General features: G+C 69.3%; 15 protein-coding genes. 3 read left to right on the plus strand and 12 right to left on the minus strand.

What is annotated here, in order from left to right; all coding sequences use genetic code 11:
- Positions 1-480: 480 nt before the first annotated feature.
- Positions 481-1,683 carry a sensor histidine kinase gene (locus AVR91_RS30365; protein ID WP_073847003.1) on the plus strand — a complete coding sequence of 401 codons (1,203 nt, stop codon included), beginning with the start codon at positions 481-483 and terminating at the stop codon, positions 1,681-1,683.
- A gap of 7 nt (positions 1,684-1,690) precedes the next feature.
- Here AVR91_RS30365 and AVR91_RS30370 read toward each other — a convergent pair whose 3' ends face one another.
- The 7 genes from AVR91_RS30370 to AVR91_RS30400 form a co-directional block, all read right to left on the minus strand.
- Positions 1,691-2,032 (minus strand): RNA polymerase-binding protein RbpA, encoded by a 342-nt coding sequence (locus AVR91_RS30370; RefSeq protein ID WP_034311760.1) that lies wholly within the window; start codon positions 2,030-2,032, stop codon positions 1,691-1,693.
- A 65-nt stretch (positions 2,033-2,097) separates the two neighbouring features.
- Complete coding sequence (gene secG, locus AVR91_RS30375) at positions 2,098-2,328, minus strand: preprotein translocase subunit SecG (protein WP_016333144.1); 231 nt, start codon at positions 2,326-2,328, stop codon at positions 2,098-2,100.
- Positions 2,329-2,468: 140 nt separating this feature from the next.
- Positions 2,469-3,254 (minus strand): triose-phosphate isomerase, encoded by a 786-nt coding sequence (gene tpiA, locus AVR91_RS30380; RefSeq protein ID WP_063273001.1) that lies wholly within the window; start codon positions 3,252-3,254, stop codon positions 2,469-2,471.
- Positions 3,254-4,462 carry a phosphoglycerate kinase gene (locus AVR91_RS30385; protein WP_323807902.1) on the minus strand — a complete coding sequence of 403 codons (1,209 nt, stop codon included), beginning with the start codon at positions 4,460-4,462 and terminating at the stop codon, positions 3,254-3,256. Before AVR91_RS30385 ends, tpiA begins: the two co-directional genes overlap by 1 nt.
- A gap of 9 nt (positions 4,463-4,471) precedes the next feature.
- On the minus strand, positions 4,472-5,476 hold the full coding sequence (gene gap, locus AVR91_RS30390) for a type I glyceraldehyde-3-phosphate dehydrogenase (protein ID WP_063273003.1): 1,005 nt from the start codon (positions 5,474-5,476) through the stop codon (positions 4,472-4,474).
- A gap of 184 nt (positions 5,477-5,660) precedes the next feature.
- Positions 5,661-6,842, minus strand: coding sequence for a winged helix DNA-binding domain-containing protein (locus AVR91_RS30395; protein ID WP_063273004.1), 1,182 nt, complete (start codon positions 6,840-6,842; stop codon positions 5,661-5,663).
- Between the two features lie 770 nt (positions 6,843-7,612).
- Entirely contained in the window at positions 7,613-8,035 is a 423-nt protein-coding gene (locus AVR91_RS30400) for a nitroreductase family deazaflavin-dependent oxidoreductase (protein ID WP_063273005.1), read from the minus strand.
- An 87-nt stretch (positions 8,036-8,122) separates the two neighbouring features.
- On the opposite strand from AVR91_RS30400, the gene AVR91_RS30405 reads away from it, so the two are divergent.
- Complete coding sequence (locus AVR91_RS30405) at positions 8,123-9,061, plus strand: AraC family transcriptional regulator (RefSeq protein ID WP_063273006.1); 939 nt, start codon at positions 8,123-8,125, stop codon at positions 9,059-9,061.
- Here the strand turns inward: AVR91_RS30405 and AVR91_RS30410 are convergent.
- Genes AVR91_RS30410 through AVR91_RS30430 form a run of 5 tightly spaced genes read right to left on the minus strand, consistent with a single transcriptional unit; the run spans position 9,045 to position 16,477 of the window.
- Complete coding sequence (locus AVR91_RS30410) at positions 9,045-9,458, minus strand: type II toxin-antitoxin system VapC family toxin (protein WP_063273007.1); 414 nt, start codon at positions 9,456-9,458, stop codon at positions 9,045-9,047. The two genes, AVR91_RS30405 and AVR91_RS30410, sit on opposite strands and share 17 nt — an antisense overlap.
- Positions 9,448-9,714 (minus strand): type II toxin-antitoxin system Phd/YefM family antitoxin, encoded by a 267-nt coding sequence (locus AVR91_RS30415; RefSeq protein WP_063273011.1) that lies wholly within the window; start codon positions 9,712-9,714, stop codon positions 9,448-9,450. The genes AVR91_RS30410 and AVR91_RS30415 overlap by 11 nt, the downstream gene beginning before the upstream one ends.
- 44 nt (positions 9,715-9,758) lie before the next feature.
- The gene (locus AVR91_RS30420) at positions 9,759-14,225 is read right to left on the minus strand and encodes a coiled-coil domain-containing protein (protein WP_063273008.1); all 4,467 of its coding nucleotides are present in this window, start codon (positions 14,223-14,225) and stop codon (positions 9,759-9,761) included.
- Between the two features lie 12 nt (positions 14,226-14,237).
- On the minus strand, positions 14,238-14,978 hold the full coding sequence (locus AVR91_RS30425; RefSeq protein ID WP_046199931.1) for a hypothetical protein: 741 nt from the start codon (positions 14,976-14,978) through the stop codon (positions 14,238-14,240).
- Positions 14,979-15,025: 47 nt separating this feature from the next.
- Positions 15,026-16,477 carry a hypothetical protein gene (locus tag AVR91_RS30430; RefSeq protein ID WP_063273009.1) on the minus strand — a complete coding sequence of 484 codons (1,452 nt, stop codon included), beginning with the start codon at positions 16,475-16,477 and terminating at the stop codon, positions 15,026-15,028.
- A 109-nt stretch (positions 16,478-16,586) separates the two neighbouring features.
- Between AVR91_RS30430 and AVR91_RS30435 the strand changes: the two genes are divergently transcribed.
- The gene (locus tag AVR91_RS30435; protein WP_063273010.1) at positions 16,587-17,024 is read left to right on the plus strand and encodes a PPOX class F420-dependent oxidoreductase; all 438 of its coding nucleotides are present in this window, start codon (positions 16,587-16,589) and stop codon (positions 17,022-17,024) included.
- The last annotated feature ends 63 nt before the right edge of the window (positions 17,025-17,087 follow it).

The following is a 17,087-nucleotide window of genomic DNA, read 5'->3' on the forward strand; positions in this document are numbered from 1 at the left end:
CGCGAGTTACGCCTTCAATCACGCGAGTCACGTCTTCGATCACGCGAGATACGGGTCTGATCACGGGGATGCGGCGGTGACACCCCCATGGCGGAAGTCCGTGAAGGCCTCCTTCCCTACGCTGAAGGTAGTGAAGGAGGCGTTCACGGCATCACGCCTTCTGTAACCGTCTGGGGGCGGAAAGTGACAAAGATCAACTCTTGCCGACTTCGGCATCAGAACCGGTCCGTTCGCGCGTCGGAACGATCAACGGACCACCGAGCCCGGGTGGTCCGGTCCGCGCCTTGACCGACCGAACGTTCATGCACTTGTCCGCAGAACGGACAGTGACCGACCAGTCGCTAGCCCGACTGGGGGAAACTTACCGCCCTTGTACATCCACCCGTTAGCATCCGCACATTTGTTCGTTCCTGCGCGTCCCGATCGGGCGAAGAACACGTCTCACCATTCAAGTCCACAAGACGAGTGAGGTCGCCAGCGATGAGCACAGAGGGTCTCTCGATGCCAGGTATCTCGGTGGGCGGCTCCGGAGCGGACGCCGCCGACCGGATGCGCCGTGCCGCCGGGGTCATGTCGTTCGCCAAGATCAAACGCCCGGCGCTGGTCGCGCTGGGCATCGACACGCTCGCGATCTTCCTGGCCGCGCTCGACGTCTGGCTGGTGATCCCCGAGAAGGCCCAGCCGTACTCGATCTACCTGTCCGGCGCCGCGTGCCTCGGCCTCGCCTTCCGGCGCAAGCTGCCGTTCCTCGCGGTGATCGTCACCGTCCCAGGCTTCCTGGCGGGGTGGTCGCAACTGGCCGCGATGATCGCGCTCGGCTTCCTCGCCACCCGCAAACAGATGCATTGGCAGACCTGGACCGGGTTCGCGCTCGTCTTCACCTGCCGGTTCGTGCAGTGGCCCCTGGCCGACTTCGTCGAGCTCAGCTGGCGCGAACACGTCCTGGACGGCATCTACGGCGTCATCGTCGCCGGCATGCCGGTGGCCATTGGCCTGCTCATCGGAGCGCGGACCGAGATCTCGCAGAAGCTGTCCGAACTCGCCGCCAGCCGCGACCGCGAGCGCCGTTTCCACGCCGACGCCGTCCGCGCGGAGGAACGCGCCCGCCTCGCGCGGGAGATGCACGACGTCGTCTCGCACCAGATCACGCTGATCGCGATGCAGGCCGGCGCGCTGCAGGCGCAGACCACCGACGCACGGTCGCTCGAAACCGCGCAGGTCATCCGGAAGCTGAGCACCAAGACCCTCGAAGAGCTGCGTTCACTCGTGAGCGTGCTCCGCTCGGGCTCCGAAGACGACGGGCCGCGGCCGGGGATCAACGAACTCGACCGGCTGATCCGCGGCTCGGACGTCCCGGTGCACCTCACCGTGGAGCGGATCCCCGACCTGCTGCCCAGCCAGGTTTCGGCGGCGGCCTACCGGACCGTGCAGGAATGCCTGACCAACGTGCACAAGCACGCACCGGGGGCCACCGCGACCATCCGCATCCAGGGCGAGCACGGTTCGCTCAAGGTCGAAATACGCAACGAGCGCGCTCGGACCCCCGGTGCGGCCCTGCCCTCGGGAGGGCACGGGCTGACCGGGCTGGCCGAACGCGCTCGACTGCTGGGTGGGAGCTTCGAAACCGCCGACACCGAGGACGGCGGGTTCCGGGTGCGTGCCCGGTACCCGCTCGACCGGTGAGCGAAGGCTAGATCTCCCGGCGCTGGCGCAACCGCTCCAGCGCCTCGGCGAGGATGGCCTCGCCGTCGGCGTCGGAACGCCGTTCCTTCACGTACGCGAGGTGAGTCTTGTAAGGCTCGGTCCGCGGCGCGGCAGGAGGGTTCTTCTCGTCCTGCCCACCGGGGAGCCCGCAACGCGGGCAATCCCACTCGTCGGGAATCTCGGCGTCCATCGAGAACGAGGGCTGTGCCTCGTGCCCGTTGGCGCACCAGTAGGAAATCCGGCGCCGCGGCGCCGACTCACCCCGCTCCGATTCGCCCGAAGGCCCGGCACCCACACGGGTGCCCCGAATCGCGTTACCGCCAACCATGAATCCTCACACCTATAGGGATCGGCGGCGCGCCCCCCATAGGCACGCCGAAACACCTGGATCGATCAGACCTTGAGCAGGAGCCCGAGGCCGATGATGCTGATCAGCCACACCGCGCCCAGCAGCAGCGTGATCCGGTCGAGGTTCTTCTCGGCCACGCTCGAGCCGGAGAGGCTCGACTGCATACCGCCACCGAACAGCGAAGACAGACCGCCACCACGGCCGCGGTGCAGCAACACGGCGACCACCAGCAGCACGCTGGAGGCGATCAACAGGATTTGCAGGAACAGCTTCATGTCATCCTCTGCGCTCTTGGAGAATGCAGGAAAACGGTGTGCCACCAGCGGCTCTTGACCGCCAGAACACACCGTACTCCTGGACTCGTCCACTGCTGTGTGACGGACCGGATACCCAGGTTACCCGGTAGGTGCCCCGATCAGGGCAGGGGCCCGCCCGCGGCGAGTGCGCAGAGTTTGGTGAACTCGTCACCATCCAGGCTGGCACCACCGACGAGCGCACCATCGATGTTCTCGCAGGCGACGAGGTCACTGATGTTGTTGGCCTTGGCCGAGCCGCCGTAGAGCACGCGGACCGAGGACGCGACCTCGGCACCGTACTTCTCGGCGAGGGTGGCACGGATGGCTCCGCACACCTCCTCGGCGTCCTGCGGGGTCGCGACCTTGCCGGTCCCGATCGCCCAGACGGGCTCGTAGGCGACGACGACGTCCTTGACCTGCTCGGCCTTGAGCCCCTTGAGGCCCTCGACCAGCTGGGTCGTGGTGTGGGTGATGTGCTCCCCGGCCTCGCGGACCTCGAGCTTCTCCCCCACGCACAGGATCGGCGTGATGCCGTGCTTGAGCGCGGCCTTGACCTTCTTGTTCACCAGTTCGTCGGACTCGCCGTGGTACTCACGCCGCTCCGAGTGCCCGACGGTGACGAAGCTGCAACCCAGCTTCGCCAGCATCGGGCCCGACACGTCACCGGTGTAGGCGCCGGAGTCGTGCGGCGACAGGTCCTGGGCGCCGTAGGTGAGCGACAGCTTGTCGCCGTCGGTCAGCGTCTGGACGCTGCGGATGTCGGTGAACGGCGGCAGGACCGCGACGTCGACCTTCGCGTAGTACTTCTCCGGCAGGGCGAAGGCGATCTTCTGAACCAGCGCGATGGCTTCGAGGTGGTTCTGGTTCATCTTCCAGTTGCCGGCGATGAGCGGTTTGCGCGCCACTAGTCGTTCTCTCCCAGCACAGCGACTCCGGGCAGTTCCTTGCCCTCCAGGTACTCCAGCGACGCGCCGCCGCCGGTCGAGATGTGCGAGAAGCCGTCCTCCGGCAGGCCGAGCTGCCGCACGGCCGCGGCGGAGTCGCCACCGCCGACCACGGTGAAGGCGTCGCTCTCGACCAGCGCTTCGGCCACGGCACGGGTGCCGCCGGCGAAGGACTCGAACTCGAACACGCCCATCGGGCCGTTCCAGAACACGGTCGCCGCGTCGGCCAGCTTGCCCGCGAACAGCTCACGCGACTTCGGGCCGATGTCGAGCCCCATGCGCCCGGCCGGGATGGCCGTCGCATCGACGACGTCGAACTCCGCGTCGGCGGCGAAGCCCGTCGCGGCGAGGACGTCCACCGGCAGGATCAGCTCGACGCCGCGTTTCTCCGCCTCGGCGAGGAAGCCGCGGACCTGCTCCAGCTGGTCCTCCTGCAGCAGCGAGTTCCCGACCTCGTGGCCCTGGGCCTTGAGGAAGGTGTACGCCATGCCACCGCCGATGAGGAGCCTGTCGACCTTGGTCAGCAGGTTGGCGATGACGCCCAGCTTGTCCGACACCTTCGCGCCGCCGAGGACGACGACGTACGGCCGCGCGAGGTCCTCGGTGAGCTTCTTGAGGACGTCGACCTCGGCCAGCACGAGGCCGCCCGCGTACGCCGGAAGCGCCCGCGCGATCTCGTAGACCGAGGCCTGCTTGCGGTGCACGACACCGAAACCGTCGGAGACGAACGCGCCGCCCGGGACGAGCGCGGCCAGCTCGGCGGCCAGCTCCTGACGCTCGGCCTCGACCTTGCTGGTCTCGCGCGCGTCGAAACGCACGTTCTCCAGCAGGGCCACCTGGCCGTCGGTCAGACCGGCGACGGTGGCCTTGGCGGACTCGCCGACCAGGTCACCGGCCAGCGGGACGTCGACGCCGAGCAGTTCGGTGAGCTTCGCGGCGACGGGCGCGAGCGAAAACTTCGGGTCCGGCTCGCCCTTCGGACGGCCGAGGTGCGCCGTGACGACCACCTTCGCGCCCGCCTCGGCGAGCCGCTTGAGGGTCGGCAGGGCCGCGCGGACGCGGCCGTCGTCGGTGATCTTGTCCCCGTCGAGCGGGACGTTCAGGTCGGAACGCACGAGCACGTACCGGCCTGAGACGTCCTCGCCCAGCAGGTCTTCGAGGTTCTTCAGCGCCATGGCTCAGGAGAGCTTGGTGCCGACGAGCTTGACGAGGTCGGCGAGGCGGTTGGAGTAGCCCCACTCGTTGTCGTACCAGCCGACGACCTTGACCTGGTTGCCGATGACCTTGGTCAGCGGCGCGTCGTAGATGCAGGACGCCGGGTCGGTGACGATGTCGGCCGAGACGATCGGGTCGTCGCTGTAGCGCAGGATGCCGGCCAGGGGGCCCTCGGCTGCGGCCTTGTACGCGGCGTTGATCTCCTCGATGGTCGCGCTCTTGGAGAGCGTGACGGTGAGGTCGGTGGCCGAACCGGTCGGGACCGGGACGCGGACCGCGTAGCCGTCGAGCTTGCCGTTGAGCTCCGGCAGGACCAGGCCGATGGCCTTGGCGGCACCGGTCGAGGTCGGGACCATGGACAGCGCGGCGGCGCGGGCGCGGCGCAGGTCCTTGTGCGGCGCGTCCTGCAGGTTCTGGTCCTGCGTGTACGCGTGGATCGTGGTCATCAGGCCCTGCTCGATGCCGAAGGCGTCGTTGAGGACCTTGGCCAGCGGGCCGAGGCAGTTGGTGGTGCAGGACGCGTTCGAGATGATCGTCTGCGAACCGTCGTACTTGTCGTCGTTGACGCCCAGCACCACGGTCAGGTCCTCGCCCTTGGCGGGCGCGGAGATGATGACCTTCTTGGCGCCACCGGCGATGTGCGCCTTGGCGGCGTCACCGTTGGTGAAGAACCCGGTCGACTCGACGACGACGTCCACGCCGAGGTCGCCCCAGGGCAGGTTGGCCGGGTCGCGCTCGGCGAGGGCCTTGATCGTCTTGCCGTCGACGACGATGCCCTCGTCGCTGACGCTGACCTCGCCCGGGAAGCGGCCGAGGATGGAGTCGTACTTCAGCAGGTGGGCCATGGTGGCGACGTCGCCGAGGTCGTTGAACGCGACCACCTCGATGTCGTGACCGGCGGCCTGCACGGCCCGGAAGAAGTTGCGGCCGATGCGGCCGAAGCCGTTGACACCTACGCGAACCGTCACTGCTGCCACTCCCTTGAGACTCGTCCGGGATCGCCCCGGTAAGACGTCCTTTACTCGGGCGCAACCCTAGCGTGCGTGCTCGGGCCACCCTCTTTGCCCTGACGAGACTTCCACCACTCCGTGGGTCAGGTCAAGAATCGATTAAGTGCGTCGCTACCAGGACGTCTTGGGAAAACTCTCAGCTTCACTGTGCTAGCCGTCGCTCCAGTGGCGTGCGCATGCGTGGCGTGACTCGCACCTCCCCGAACCACTCGGCCAGGTGGTTCGCCTCCGCCTCGACGGCCCGTTCGACGTCCGCGCCCACGTCCTCCAGGAGGTGATGGACGACCTCGCCGTCCGCCCGTTGCGCCCAGCCGCCGACGATGCGGCCGTCGGCCCAGACGGTGGGCCCGATGTTGCCGGTGCCGTCGAACAGCGGCGCCTTGTGCGGGCCGAGGTACCAGTCGCGCTCGATCCACCCCATCGCCGTGGGGTCGAGGGACGGGAGCAGGGCGACCCAGGGCTCCGGCTCCGCGACCGGCTCCAGATCGTCGGCGAGCACCACGCCGGGGACACCGTCGAGATCGACCTCGACCGGCTGAATCTCCGCGAGCGCCTTCTTCGTCTGGCCGATCGTCCAGCCCGTCCACCAGCGGAGGTCCGCGATCGGGGCAGGCCCGTAGGCGTAGAGCCACCTTCGGGCGAGCTCGACCCTGGCGGCGCCGGCGTCCCAATCCGCGAGGCCCTGCGGCAGCCAGCCCGCCATCGGCGCCCAGTGGTACTGGCTGCTGATCCAGCTGCCGCGCGGGCGGCCGCGCACGATGCGGCCGTCGACCGCGAGCTGGAACAGGACGCGACTGGTGACGTTGGCGATCGCCTCGTACGGCTTTCCCTTCGCCATCAGGAGTTGCTGCTTCAGGCGCGGCTCGTCCTGGGAGAGCTCCTGCGCCGTTGCGGAACCGCGGGCCTTCAGCGCGCGCTCCGTCGCGTCCTCGACCTCGGCGAGCCAGCGTTCCGGCTCCGGCACGTTCTCCGGATGGCCCTGCGTGGCGAGGTGCTGTTCGAGCAGGCGGCGCTGCTTCTTGGCGATGTCGGCGGAACACGCGGCCTGCACGAGGGCCGCGTTCTCGTGCCCGAGGACGAAGACCGTGCGGCGCATGCCGAGCATCCGGATCAGCGTGCGCTCCTCGTAGAGCGCGCTCTCCAGTTCGGCGACGCCGTCGCCCTTCACGCGCGCCCACGCCGAGAGGTGCACCGACGCCGGATCTGTGGCGTGCAGCGCGACGACCGCGTCCGCGGCGGCGAGCACCGACTCGGCGGGCGTGGTGAGGCGATGACGCGTCGCGAGGCGGGCGCGGCGCTGCGCGGTGTCGATCTTGGGGGTCACGGGTCGGTTCTATCACCGGGGTCCGACAAAAGCGCCGGATCGGCGTGGGGCTCGTGAGTGGCGAGGACGGCTAGGGCGAAGGGTTCCATGAGTACCTACTGGACTTTGGCCGCGGCTGATCGCGGGTCGGGTCCGTGAAGGAGGCCTTCACGACCTTCAGAGATCGCCACCCGCAGCCCACCTGCACCAGCAACCACAGCAATCACCACGGCGGCGCGTGAAGGCCCCCATCACTCGGCTCAGCCGAGGAAACTCGACCTTCACACCTTCCCCAAGTACATGAAGGCCCCCCTTCACTGCGTCTAGCGCAATGAAGGGGGGCCTTCATGTACTTCAGGGACCCAAACCGGTGGTCGCCCGTGGTGAGGACGGTTATTGAGGGGAAGGTCAAGAGTGGCGTGCCACTAGACGTTCTTCGCCAGCTGCAGACGGGAAAGAAAGCCCATGCGACGTGAGTCTGGACTGGCGATGCAGACAGGCCTGATCCCGAGTGTCCACAAGGGACATATCGCGTCGATCCGGCATCCACTTGATGCCTTTATGCCCGTTTCTGGACGGGGGTCGTGAGTGATAATGAGGGTTAGAACCACCCAAATCACTCACGCCCCCTGCACAAAGTGGCCAAATCGGGCATTTTGCCTCTGAATGTGTCTCTTGTGGACAGTCAAGAGCGCGCCAGGTCTCTGTGGTGAGCATGCTCTCGCCACCAACTCCGTCACGCCACGTTTGACTTACCTCTCATCAGAACCGTCCTCACCACTCACGACGGGCTAGACGCGCTCCAGTTCGAACACCGGGATCACCCGGCTGGTCTTGCTCTGGTACTCGGCGAACTGCGGCATGACGGCCGACTGCCTGGCGTAGACCTCGTCGCGCTCGGCGCCGGAAAGGACGCGTGCGCGGACCGGGAAGGTCTCGGTGCCGAGCTCGACCTTGGTGTCGGGGTTGGCGACCAGGTTGTGGAACCACGCCGGATTGTCGTCGGCGCCGCCCTTGCTCGCGAAGATGTAGATCCGGTCGTCCTCGAGGAGCGGGACGAGCGGCGCGATCCGCTCGGTGCCGGACTTCGCGCCGGTGTGGTGGACGAGCACGAGCGGGTAGCCCTCGAACATGCCACCCGCCTTGCCGCCCGTCTCGCGGAACTCGGCGATCACGCTTCGGTTGATCTTGTCGAAGTCGAACGTGTCTGTCATGACCTCGATCGTATGACGCACACAGTGACCGTATCGATGCTCAAAACCGCCATGAACATATCCATCTGTCGCATTACCATCGCCTTCATGGACCTCTTGGCCGAAGTGCTCGCCGTGGGCGGTGTCCGGGGAACAGCCGGCGCACGTATCGAGGCGTCCGGGCCGTGGGGCATCCTCTGGCACGGCATCACCCGCGCCGCCTTCTACGCCGTGACCTGCGGGACGGCCTGGCTGGAACTGGCCGGGCAGCCACCGCGGCAACTCATGCCCGGCGACGTGGTGCTGTTGCCGAACGGGCCGGAGCACACCCTGCGCAGCGCCCCGGGCGTCGCGATCATTCCCAACCTGTGCACCGCGGCGGAAAAGGCACGGGACTGCGGCGGCGTGCTGCGTCTCGGCTCCGGGGAGGTCGAGACACACGTCCTCGGCGCGTCCTACGACTACGACCCGGCGGTGTCCACCCAGGTGCTCGCCACCCTGCCGGAGGTGGTCCACATCCGCGCGAACCGCGGCCGCGACGGGCTGGACGACACCGTCCGGCTGCTGTCGCGGGAACTGGCCAGCCCGCAGATCGCCACCGACTTCGTCCTCAACCGGCTCGTCGACATCCTTCTGGTTCAGCTGCTCCGCGCTTGGCGGACCGAGAAACCGGCCGAGACGCGGGGAACCTGGCTCGGTGTCCTCGGCGACCCGCTGATCAGCGTGGCCTTGGCCAAGATCCACGAGGAGCCGGCGAAACCGTGGACGACCGACGTGCTCGCGGCGGAACTGGCGACGTCACGCAGCACCTTGACCCGCCGGTTCCGTGAGACCACCGGGCGGACGCCCGGGGACTACCTGACCCTGTGGCGGATGGACCTGGCCGCGGTCCGGCTGCGCGACACCGACGACACGGTGGACACCATCGCGCGCTACGTCGGTTACACGTCGGTGTACGCGTTCAGCCGGGCGTTCCGGCGCGCCCGTGGCCACGCACCCGGGCAGTACCGGGCCTCGATTCGGGCGTGCCTCACGCCGGCCGGGTGACCGGAACGACCTCGAGAAGCTCCTTCAAGCCTTCGAAATCCTGCGGATTCGTTGTATAGAGCGGCATTCGGTGCGCGACGGCCACGCTGGCGATCATCAGATCAGCCACCCGGCGCCGAGGTGTCCTGCCCATCGCGAGCACGGACGCCGACACCCGGCCGAAGATCCTGGCCGCCTCGGTGCCGAAGGGCAGCGGGTCGAATTCGGACTCCACCCGTTGCAGCAGATCCGTACGCCGGGCCCGCTCGGCCGGATCGGTGGCGTAGTGCGGACCCGCCGACAGTTCGGCGAGCGTGATCGTGCTGATCGACATCAGATCCGGCAGCTGGGCGTGGTCGATCGCCCGCCGGAGGATGAGGATGTTCGTGTCGAGCAGGCCATGGACCTCAGCGGCCATAGGGATCTTCCGCCTCCCCTTCGAAAGCGTCTTCGAGGTCGGCGCGGAACCTGTCCGGGTCGATGAGCGGAGCGTTGGCCGAGCCGGCGGCGAACTGGTCCCGCGAAACGGCATGCCGGCGACAAAGCGGGACCAGCTGGGCGATGGGCGAGCCGCTGCGGGTCACGGTGAAGGTCTCGCCGTGCTCGACCGCGTCCATGATCTCACCGGACCGGTTCCGGAGATCGCGCTGGGAGATCTCGTGCTGAACGCTCATGACCCGAGGATAGCGCAGGGTGGCACGGTGTGCCACCCTGCGCGTCAGGCCGTCTCTTCCTCCTGCTCAGGCTCCTCGGACGGCCGCGTGAACAGCCGCGTCGCCGACAGCCGCGCGACACCGTCCGGCTCGCCGAGTTCGTCGGTCGCGTTCCGGATCGTCGCGTCGACGGACAGGTACTTGCGCCCCGCCCGCAGGTCCGCGTCGTTGCGCAGCCGCACGATCAGCGGGAACTCGCTCAGCGCGCCGGCGTCGAACAGGCCGGTGGTGTAGATCAGCTGGACCCCCAGCGCCTCCGCGACCGCGCGCTGCAGTTCCAGCAGGTAGCCCGCCGACGCGCGGCCGATCGGGTTGTCGAGGAACAGCACGCCCGAATGCCGGTTGCGGGCCTTGCCGCGGTTGTTCGCCCGCAGTGCGGCCAGGGTGCAGTACAGGATGATCGCCGCGGTCAGCTGCTGCCCGCCGGAGAACACGTCCCGGATCTCGGAGACGCGCTGCCGTTCGGTCCGCAGCACCGAATCCGGCTTCAACATGTCGACCCGGAAACCCTTGGGGGCGGCGGCCTGCACGCCGCGCAGCACGAGCGAAAGCCCGTCCCGTTTGACGTCCCGGCCGTCGGAGGTCTTCCCCACCGCGGCCTCGTCGACGACCTCGCCCAGTTTCTCGGCGAGCACGTTCTCTTCGAGTTCGGTGAAGCGGATCCGCAGGAACTCCTGGCCCGACCAGTCGCCGAGACCGTCCGGCAGCCGTGAGACCCGTTGCGCCGCACGGAGTGTGCGCAGCGCGCCGTCGACCATGCCCTGCAGGCGGGTGATGATGCCGCCGCGGTGCCGGTCGATCTGCGCGAGGTCGTCGGTGAGCGTCCGCAGCCGGGGCCGCAACGCCTCCGCCCATTCCCCGGCGTGGGCGGGCAACTGGTCGCGGCGGACCGAGATCACCTGCTGCCGCACCGGTGTGCTGAGCTTTTCGAATCGCTTGTCCGTGGCGTACTGCGCCAGCTGGTCGGCCGCGGCCCGCACCCGGCGGTCTCCCGCGTCGGCCGCGTCCTGAGCCTCGGTGAGCGCCGTGTTGAGCCGGGAGTGCTTGGTGCGCGCGGATTCGACGTCGCCCTCGAAGGGCGCTTGTTCGTCCTCTTTGGACAACAGATGCGCCATCGATTCGGCGAGCAGACCGAACCCGGACGCGGACGTCTTAGCGGACTCCAGCGTCGCTTCGGCCGCGGCGCGGCGCTCCTGCAGTTCCTCCCATTTCCGTGCGGCGGCGGACACTTCGAGACCGGCTTCGTCGATCAGCTCCAGGCCGTGCTCGATGTCCTTCGGCCTCGCGTCGAGGGCGAGCGCAGACGGCTGTTCCGGAAGCTGGCCCAGCTCCGCCTTGCGGGTCGCGACCAGGCCGACAATCTCGGTGCGCTCCTCCTCCAGTACCGCGACGGCCCGGTTCGCCCGCGCCTGCGCCGCGGCCCGCGCCGAAGCGTCGGAGCCGTCCGGCGTCTCCAGCAGCGCCGAAGCCCGCTCGCGGACGGCGTCGTCCAACGCTTCGAGAGCCGCCCGCGCGGACGCCTCGACGCTTTCGGCCTGGTCGAGTTCGGCGCGGAGATCGCTGCCGACCTCCACCTTCGCGTACGCCTCGGAAGCCGACGCGAAGGTACGCCGCAACGCGTCCACCGGTTCGGCGGGCACGGCGTCGTCCTCGGTGACGTCGCTCGATCCCGGCACCTCGGCCAGTTCCGCCTTCGCGGTCGTCGCCGTGCGCCGGTGCCCGTCGGCGGTGCGTTGTTCCTCGCCCGCCTGCTCTCGCAGCCGGGACGCCTTCACCGCGGCTTCGGACGCCGTGGCCTCGGCCCGCTCGGCGATCTCGGTCGCGCGTTCGACGTCGTCCGTCCACTCGGGGATCTTCGCGGCGCGTGTGGCGAGGGCTTCCAGCCCGCGAACGCGCTCCCCCGCCTCGGCCGAGGCGGTGCGCAGTTCGGGGATCCGTTCCCGCAGCCCGGCGGCCTTCTCCCCGAGCCGCTGGAACTCCTTTTCGGCCTGCTCCAACGCCGTACACGCCGTCTCGTGCGCGGTGCGCGCGTTCTGGAGCTGCTCGGCGAGCGTCGCGATGCTGCCGGGCGGGTAGTCCTCGCGCCAGGTCTTGAGCTTCCACGACAACGCGCTGTCGTCGGCCAGCGACGTCGCCAGCGCCTCCAGCCGCCGCTGGCGTTCCGCGTGCCGGAGCGCGATGGCCTCACGCTCGGCGTCGGCGGCTTCCTCGTCGTACATCGCCGGGTTGGGCGGCACGAGGAATTCGATCCCGGCCTCGCCCGGCAGACGGTCGGTCGTGGTGGCCTCGGTGGTCGCGACCGGGATGATCGTGCTGGGCAGCAGACGCCGCTCCGCCAGGACCTTCTCGGCGAGGCGCACCTGTTCCGGTTCGTTCAGCAGGATCCCCGAGACCAGCTGGGGAGCGCGGGCCAGCACGGCCGCCCGCCGCTTCTTGTCCAAAGTGGACAGATAGCGCCAGCCGGACCACGCGTTCATCCCGGCGGCCTCCAGCGCGTCGAGCGCGGCCTGGACCTCTTCCGGAGCGGGCAGGAGGCCTCCCGAACCGAGCGCGTTCAGCGCGCGCTCGTCGACGGATTCCTCCATCCGCAACGCGGTCTGTTCCTTCTCCGCGGCCGAACCGGCCTCGCGAAGGCGCTCCAGCAGCACCGGGAGATCCGTCTCCAGCGTGACGTCGTCCGCGCCGAGGAGTTCGCTCAGCCGGGGTTCGACGGCGAGCGCGTCGGTGCGCCGGTTGGCGCGGTCGAGTTCGTCGGCCGCGCGTTCCAGCCGGTCCTTTGTGGACCCCGCGAGGCGGTGCGCGTCGTTGACCGTGGCCTGCGCGGCACGAAGGTCCTCGGCGACGCGTTCGAGTTCCTGTTCACGGCGGACGAGTTCCGCGGCGGTCGTCTCGGCCTCGGCCCTGGCCGCGCGTGCCGCTTCGGCGACGTCCTCCCCGGCCTTGAGCGCGCCGGACCGGACGGTTTCCGCGATCTCGTCCCGGATCTCGGCGATCCGCGCACCCAGCCCGCGAGCCTCCGCCCGCCGCGAGGCCGCGAGGTTCGCCGACTCGTCGCGTTCCGCCTGCGCCTTCTCCGCCTCGGCCCGCAGGGCGCCGACATGGGCTTCGGCTTTCGCCGCCTGCTCGGTGGCGTTCTTGGCCAGCCCCAGCAGTCCCCTGGCGAGCGCGCCCGCTGCGGCGTTGCGCGCCTGCAGCGCGGGCTGCGCCTTCTGCTCGCGAGTCCCCACCAGTTCCCGGAAATCGCGTGCCTTGCGGGCGGCGTTGAGGTGGTTGAGCACGGTCGTGCATTCACGCCACGCCTCGGCGGCGGTCTTGGCCTCGGCCAGCTCGCCGTCGATCCGCTTCTTGCTTTCCTGCGCCTCGTCGAGCCGCAGTTTCCCGACCAGGCGGCGGAGTTCGGTGACCCCGGCGGCGAGACGGCGGTGGTCGCCCTCGGCCAGTTTCTCCGCGGACTTCACCTCGTCGACATGCTGTTCGAGCCCGCTCAGCCGCTCGTTCTCCAGCTTGTCGCGGGCGGCGACCTGGGCGGCCAGCGTCCGCATCTCGGCGCGGGCCGCGTCGGCGAGTTTCCGTGACGCGGCGGCGACGCCTTCCTCCTCCGCCAGCGGCGTGAGCAGATCGAGCGCGCCCGCGACGAAATCCCGCTCCGACAACAGATCCCCGCGCTGTGCGAGGTTGTGCGCGTAGGTCGCGACGACCTCGGCGAGGTCCTTCGGCTCCTCCTCCGAAAGCACCGCGCGCAACAGGAACTCGACGAACGCCTCGTCGGTGCTGAAGGCGAAGGCGTCGGCCGCCTCGCCCTCACCGGCGTTCATCGCGCGCTGGTACCGGAAAAGCTCGGTGTCGAGGCCGAGACCGTCGAGCCGCGACGTCCATTCGTGGTGCCGCCGGGTCCAGAACAGCTCCAGTTCCGGCTCGCCGCCGTGCACCTTGTCGAGCTGGTCGTGGAAGCCGGACATCGTCAGCAGCCTGCCGTCCGACGTCAGCGGCAGCGAGTCCAGATCGAGCGAAGGCGTCGGCCGGAAGCAGTACCAGGAATCGACGAGGTTCTCCGAGTCCGCCGACACCACGTGCCCGCGCCATTCCGACACCTTGCCGGTGATCACCCGGTGGCCGGTCTCGACCTGCAGCCACTCCAGTACGACGTGCGAAACGTCCTTGGCGGCGACGAACTTCTCCAGCACCTTGGTGTTCGTCGTGCCGACGACCTGGCGGCGGCCGGGCAGCATGACCGAGAAGATCAGCTTGATCAGGACGGATTTGCCGCCGCCGTTCTCCAGGAACAGCACGCTCGCCGGCGACGGGCGCCGCGGCGGCCCCTCCCCCGCCAGGTGGATCCCGGCGCTGAACAGCGCGTCCTGTTTGGGCGCGGTGATGGCGGCGCCGACGCCGCTGAAGTCCAGCACGACGTCCTGGTACCGCGCGCCCGCCGGGCCCACCGAGTGCAGGCGAACCCGCGAAAGCTCGTACATCGACTCCCCTTGTTAAAGCGTGTCCGAAGCGGCCGCGCGCAACGTCCCGCCACCATTGGCGACCGAGACCACGTTCAGTTCCAGCAGGTCGTCGAAGGCCGCGTCGGCGGCGAGTTCCCGCACCTGCACCTGGTAGCGCGGTGTCGTCCGGTAGGTCCCGCCCTGCTCTCCGCTGACCTGGACGAGAAAGCCTTGATCGGCGAGGAAACGCAGGGCCCGCGCGACCATGCCGCGCGTGGTGTCCGAGGCCAGCCTGCCGTCCTTGGTCGCGGCGGCCGCCGGGCGCCGGGCGTAGGCCCGCCATGCCTGTTCGAGTTCGGGCGCGTCGGCCAACGGGTCGTTGTTCGCTTCGGCCTCCGCCGCGCGCTCGTCGAGGATCCGGCAGGCCTCGCGCACCATCGCGTCCACCTGCTCGACACTGACGCGGCCGATGTAGGTGTCGTTGGCGAGGTCGTCCGGCCGCGGGTAGCCGAGCGCGGCGGTGGCCAGGTGGACGAGCCCGTGCAGGACCTTCTCGGTCTCCCGGCGTTCGCGGATCTTGCTCTGCCGCGCGTAGCTGTCCATCTTGATCTCGAAGACGGACTCGTCGGTCGCCGCCAGCACGGCACCCGCCTGGAGGTTGACCTCCAGCACCATCAGCCCGAGCCCGGCCGCGACCGCGTGCGTGAGCTGCTTGAACGCCCTGTCCTCGCCGTAGCGCCGGACGAGATCGCCGTACACGACGTCCCGTGACGGGAGCTGCTTCGGGCGCATGCCGAACGAGACGAGCCGGGCCGCGGATTCGACGTCCCCTGTGGTCGTCACGCGACCTCCTCCTCTTCTTCGTGGCGATCGACCCTGGCGGACGAGAGCAGGAGATCCGCTCCGCCGAACTCGGGGTCTTCGAGCAACGTGCCGTCGTCGACGGCCAGCAGCACCTGGCGCTCCCCCTGCCGGAGCGCCGCGCCGACCTCGGGACTGTAGGCGTGCACCGCCCGCAGTGCGACCAGGGCGGGCAGCCCGGGATCGATCCGGCGGGCCTCTTCGAGCAGCCCGGACAGCCGTCGCGGCACCTCCGGGAGGTCGAGCAGGTCGTCGGCGAGGCGCCACTGCTCGTCGCCGAACTTGTCGGTGACGTCGGCGGGCATCAGCTCGGGCTCGGGGATCTCGCCGACGAGCTGATCGCGCTCGGGCGCGGGCCGCAGCAGCAGCGACACCAGCGAGGACAGCGACGGCACGGTCGGCGGGGAGATCCCGGCACCGGCGTGGAAGAACGACTCGGCGGGCGCGACGGCCTCGGCGATCGGCAAGCCCAGCGTCGGCATCAGGAGCTGGCCGAACAGGTCGATCGTGGCGCGCTGCGGCGGCCCGGAGAACTGCTGGCGGTCCTGTTCGGCGCGGAACACCGCGCCCGCGTCGGCGAGCCGCGACTGGAGCCGCGTGTGGCGGCGGATGCAGTCGCCGACGATGTCGACGAGTTCGGCGGCGCGGCGTTTGCGGTCGAGGTCTTCGGTCTCGTCCCGTGACGCGGTGATGTTCTTGAGGATCGCGTTCTCGGCGCGGAACCGGGACTCGATATGGGACAGCGCCTGGTCCAGCAGATCCGGGACCTCACGCTCCCAGTCGACCGCGCGCACGTCGCGGCGGGTGGCGTCGAGTTTGGCGCGAAGGGTCTCGCCGTACTGGACGGTGCGGTAGCGGGCCTGTTCGGCGGCGAGCTTGGCGTCGGCGAGGCGGCCGCGGTTGATCAGGTTCTCCAGTTTGACCTCGGCCGCGATCTGCGCGGACTCGACGTCGGTGTCCAGCGCGCCGACGAGCACGTTGATCGCCTCGTCGGTGGCCCGCAGGTAGACCTCGCCGTCGGGCGCGGCCAGCTCGACGAGCAGCTTGAAGTCGAACTGGCGGCGCTGGTAGCCGCCGCCCGGTCCGATGGAACCGTAGACGCGGCGGAACCCGCGATCGGTGGTGCCGACGTTGATCAGGTTGTCGAGCACCCAGCGGGCGACCTTGGCGTGCTCGTCCGGTGTCCGGCCGGGTGCCTGGAGGGCGACGAACGGCAGCAGCCGCGCGATCACCTGATCGTGGTCGGCGCCGGTGTCGAAGTCCATCGACACGGTGACCTGGTCGATCGTGTGCAGGGCGATCTCGGCCATCTGGTAGATCGTGGCGTCCGCCCAGTCCAGCTTCGACTTGCGCGCGTCGAGGTCGTGCAAGGGCGCTGTGCAGGCCAGCGCCTTGAGGCGGCGGGTCAGCCCCTCGTCGGCCAGCCCCATCCCGGTCAGCTCGTCGTCTCGCACAGCAGGCCAGGCTAGTCGCCGCCACCGGCACCCCGCACGGGTGACCTGGGTGCCCGGCCCCCAAGGCGGCGGTAGCGTCTGGTTCATGCGTGAAATGAACAGGGACGAATGGTGGAAGTTCGCGAGCGCGGGGACGCGGACGGGCATGCTGGGCCTGGTCCGGGCGAACGGGGCGGCGATCGTGACGCCGGTGTGGTTCCTGCTGAACGAGGGGCCGGACGGTGACGAACTGATTTTCACCACCGGCACGGACACCCTCAAGGGGAAGGCGCTGCGGCGCGACCCGCGGCTCTCGCTCGCCGTCGACGACCAGAAGCCGCCTTACTCGTACGTGCAGTTCACCGCCGAAGCCGTGTTGCACCACGACCTCGACGAAATGCTCGAATGGGCGACCAGGCTCGGCGGCCGGTACATGGGCGAGGACAAGGCCGAGGCCTACGGCAAGCGGAACGCCGTACCCGAGGAGTCCTTGGTGCGCGCGCGGATCACGAAGGTGATCGCGCGGGCCGACATCGCCGGCTGACGCTTCTGTCTCCGCGTGAAGGCCCCCTTCCCTCGGCTGAGCCGAGGGAAGGGGGCCTTCACG

It is taken from the genome of Amycolatopsis keratiniphila subsp. keratiniphila (genome assembly GCF_001620365.2).
In the GTDB taxonomy this organism is placed as follows: Bacteria; Actinomycetota; Actinomycetes; order Mycobacteriales; family Pseudonocardiaceae; genus Amycolatopsis; species Amycolatopsis keratiniphila.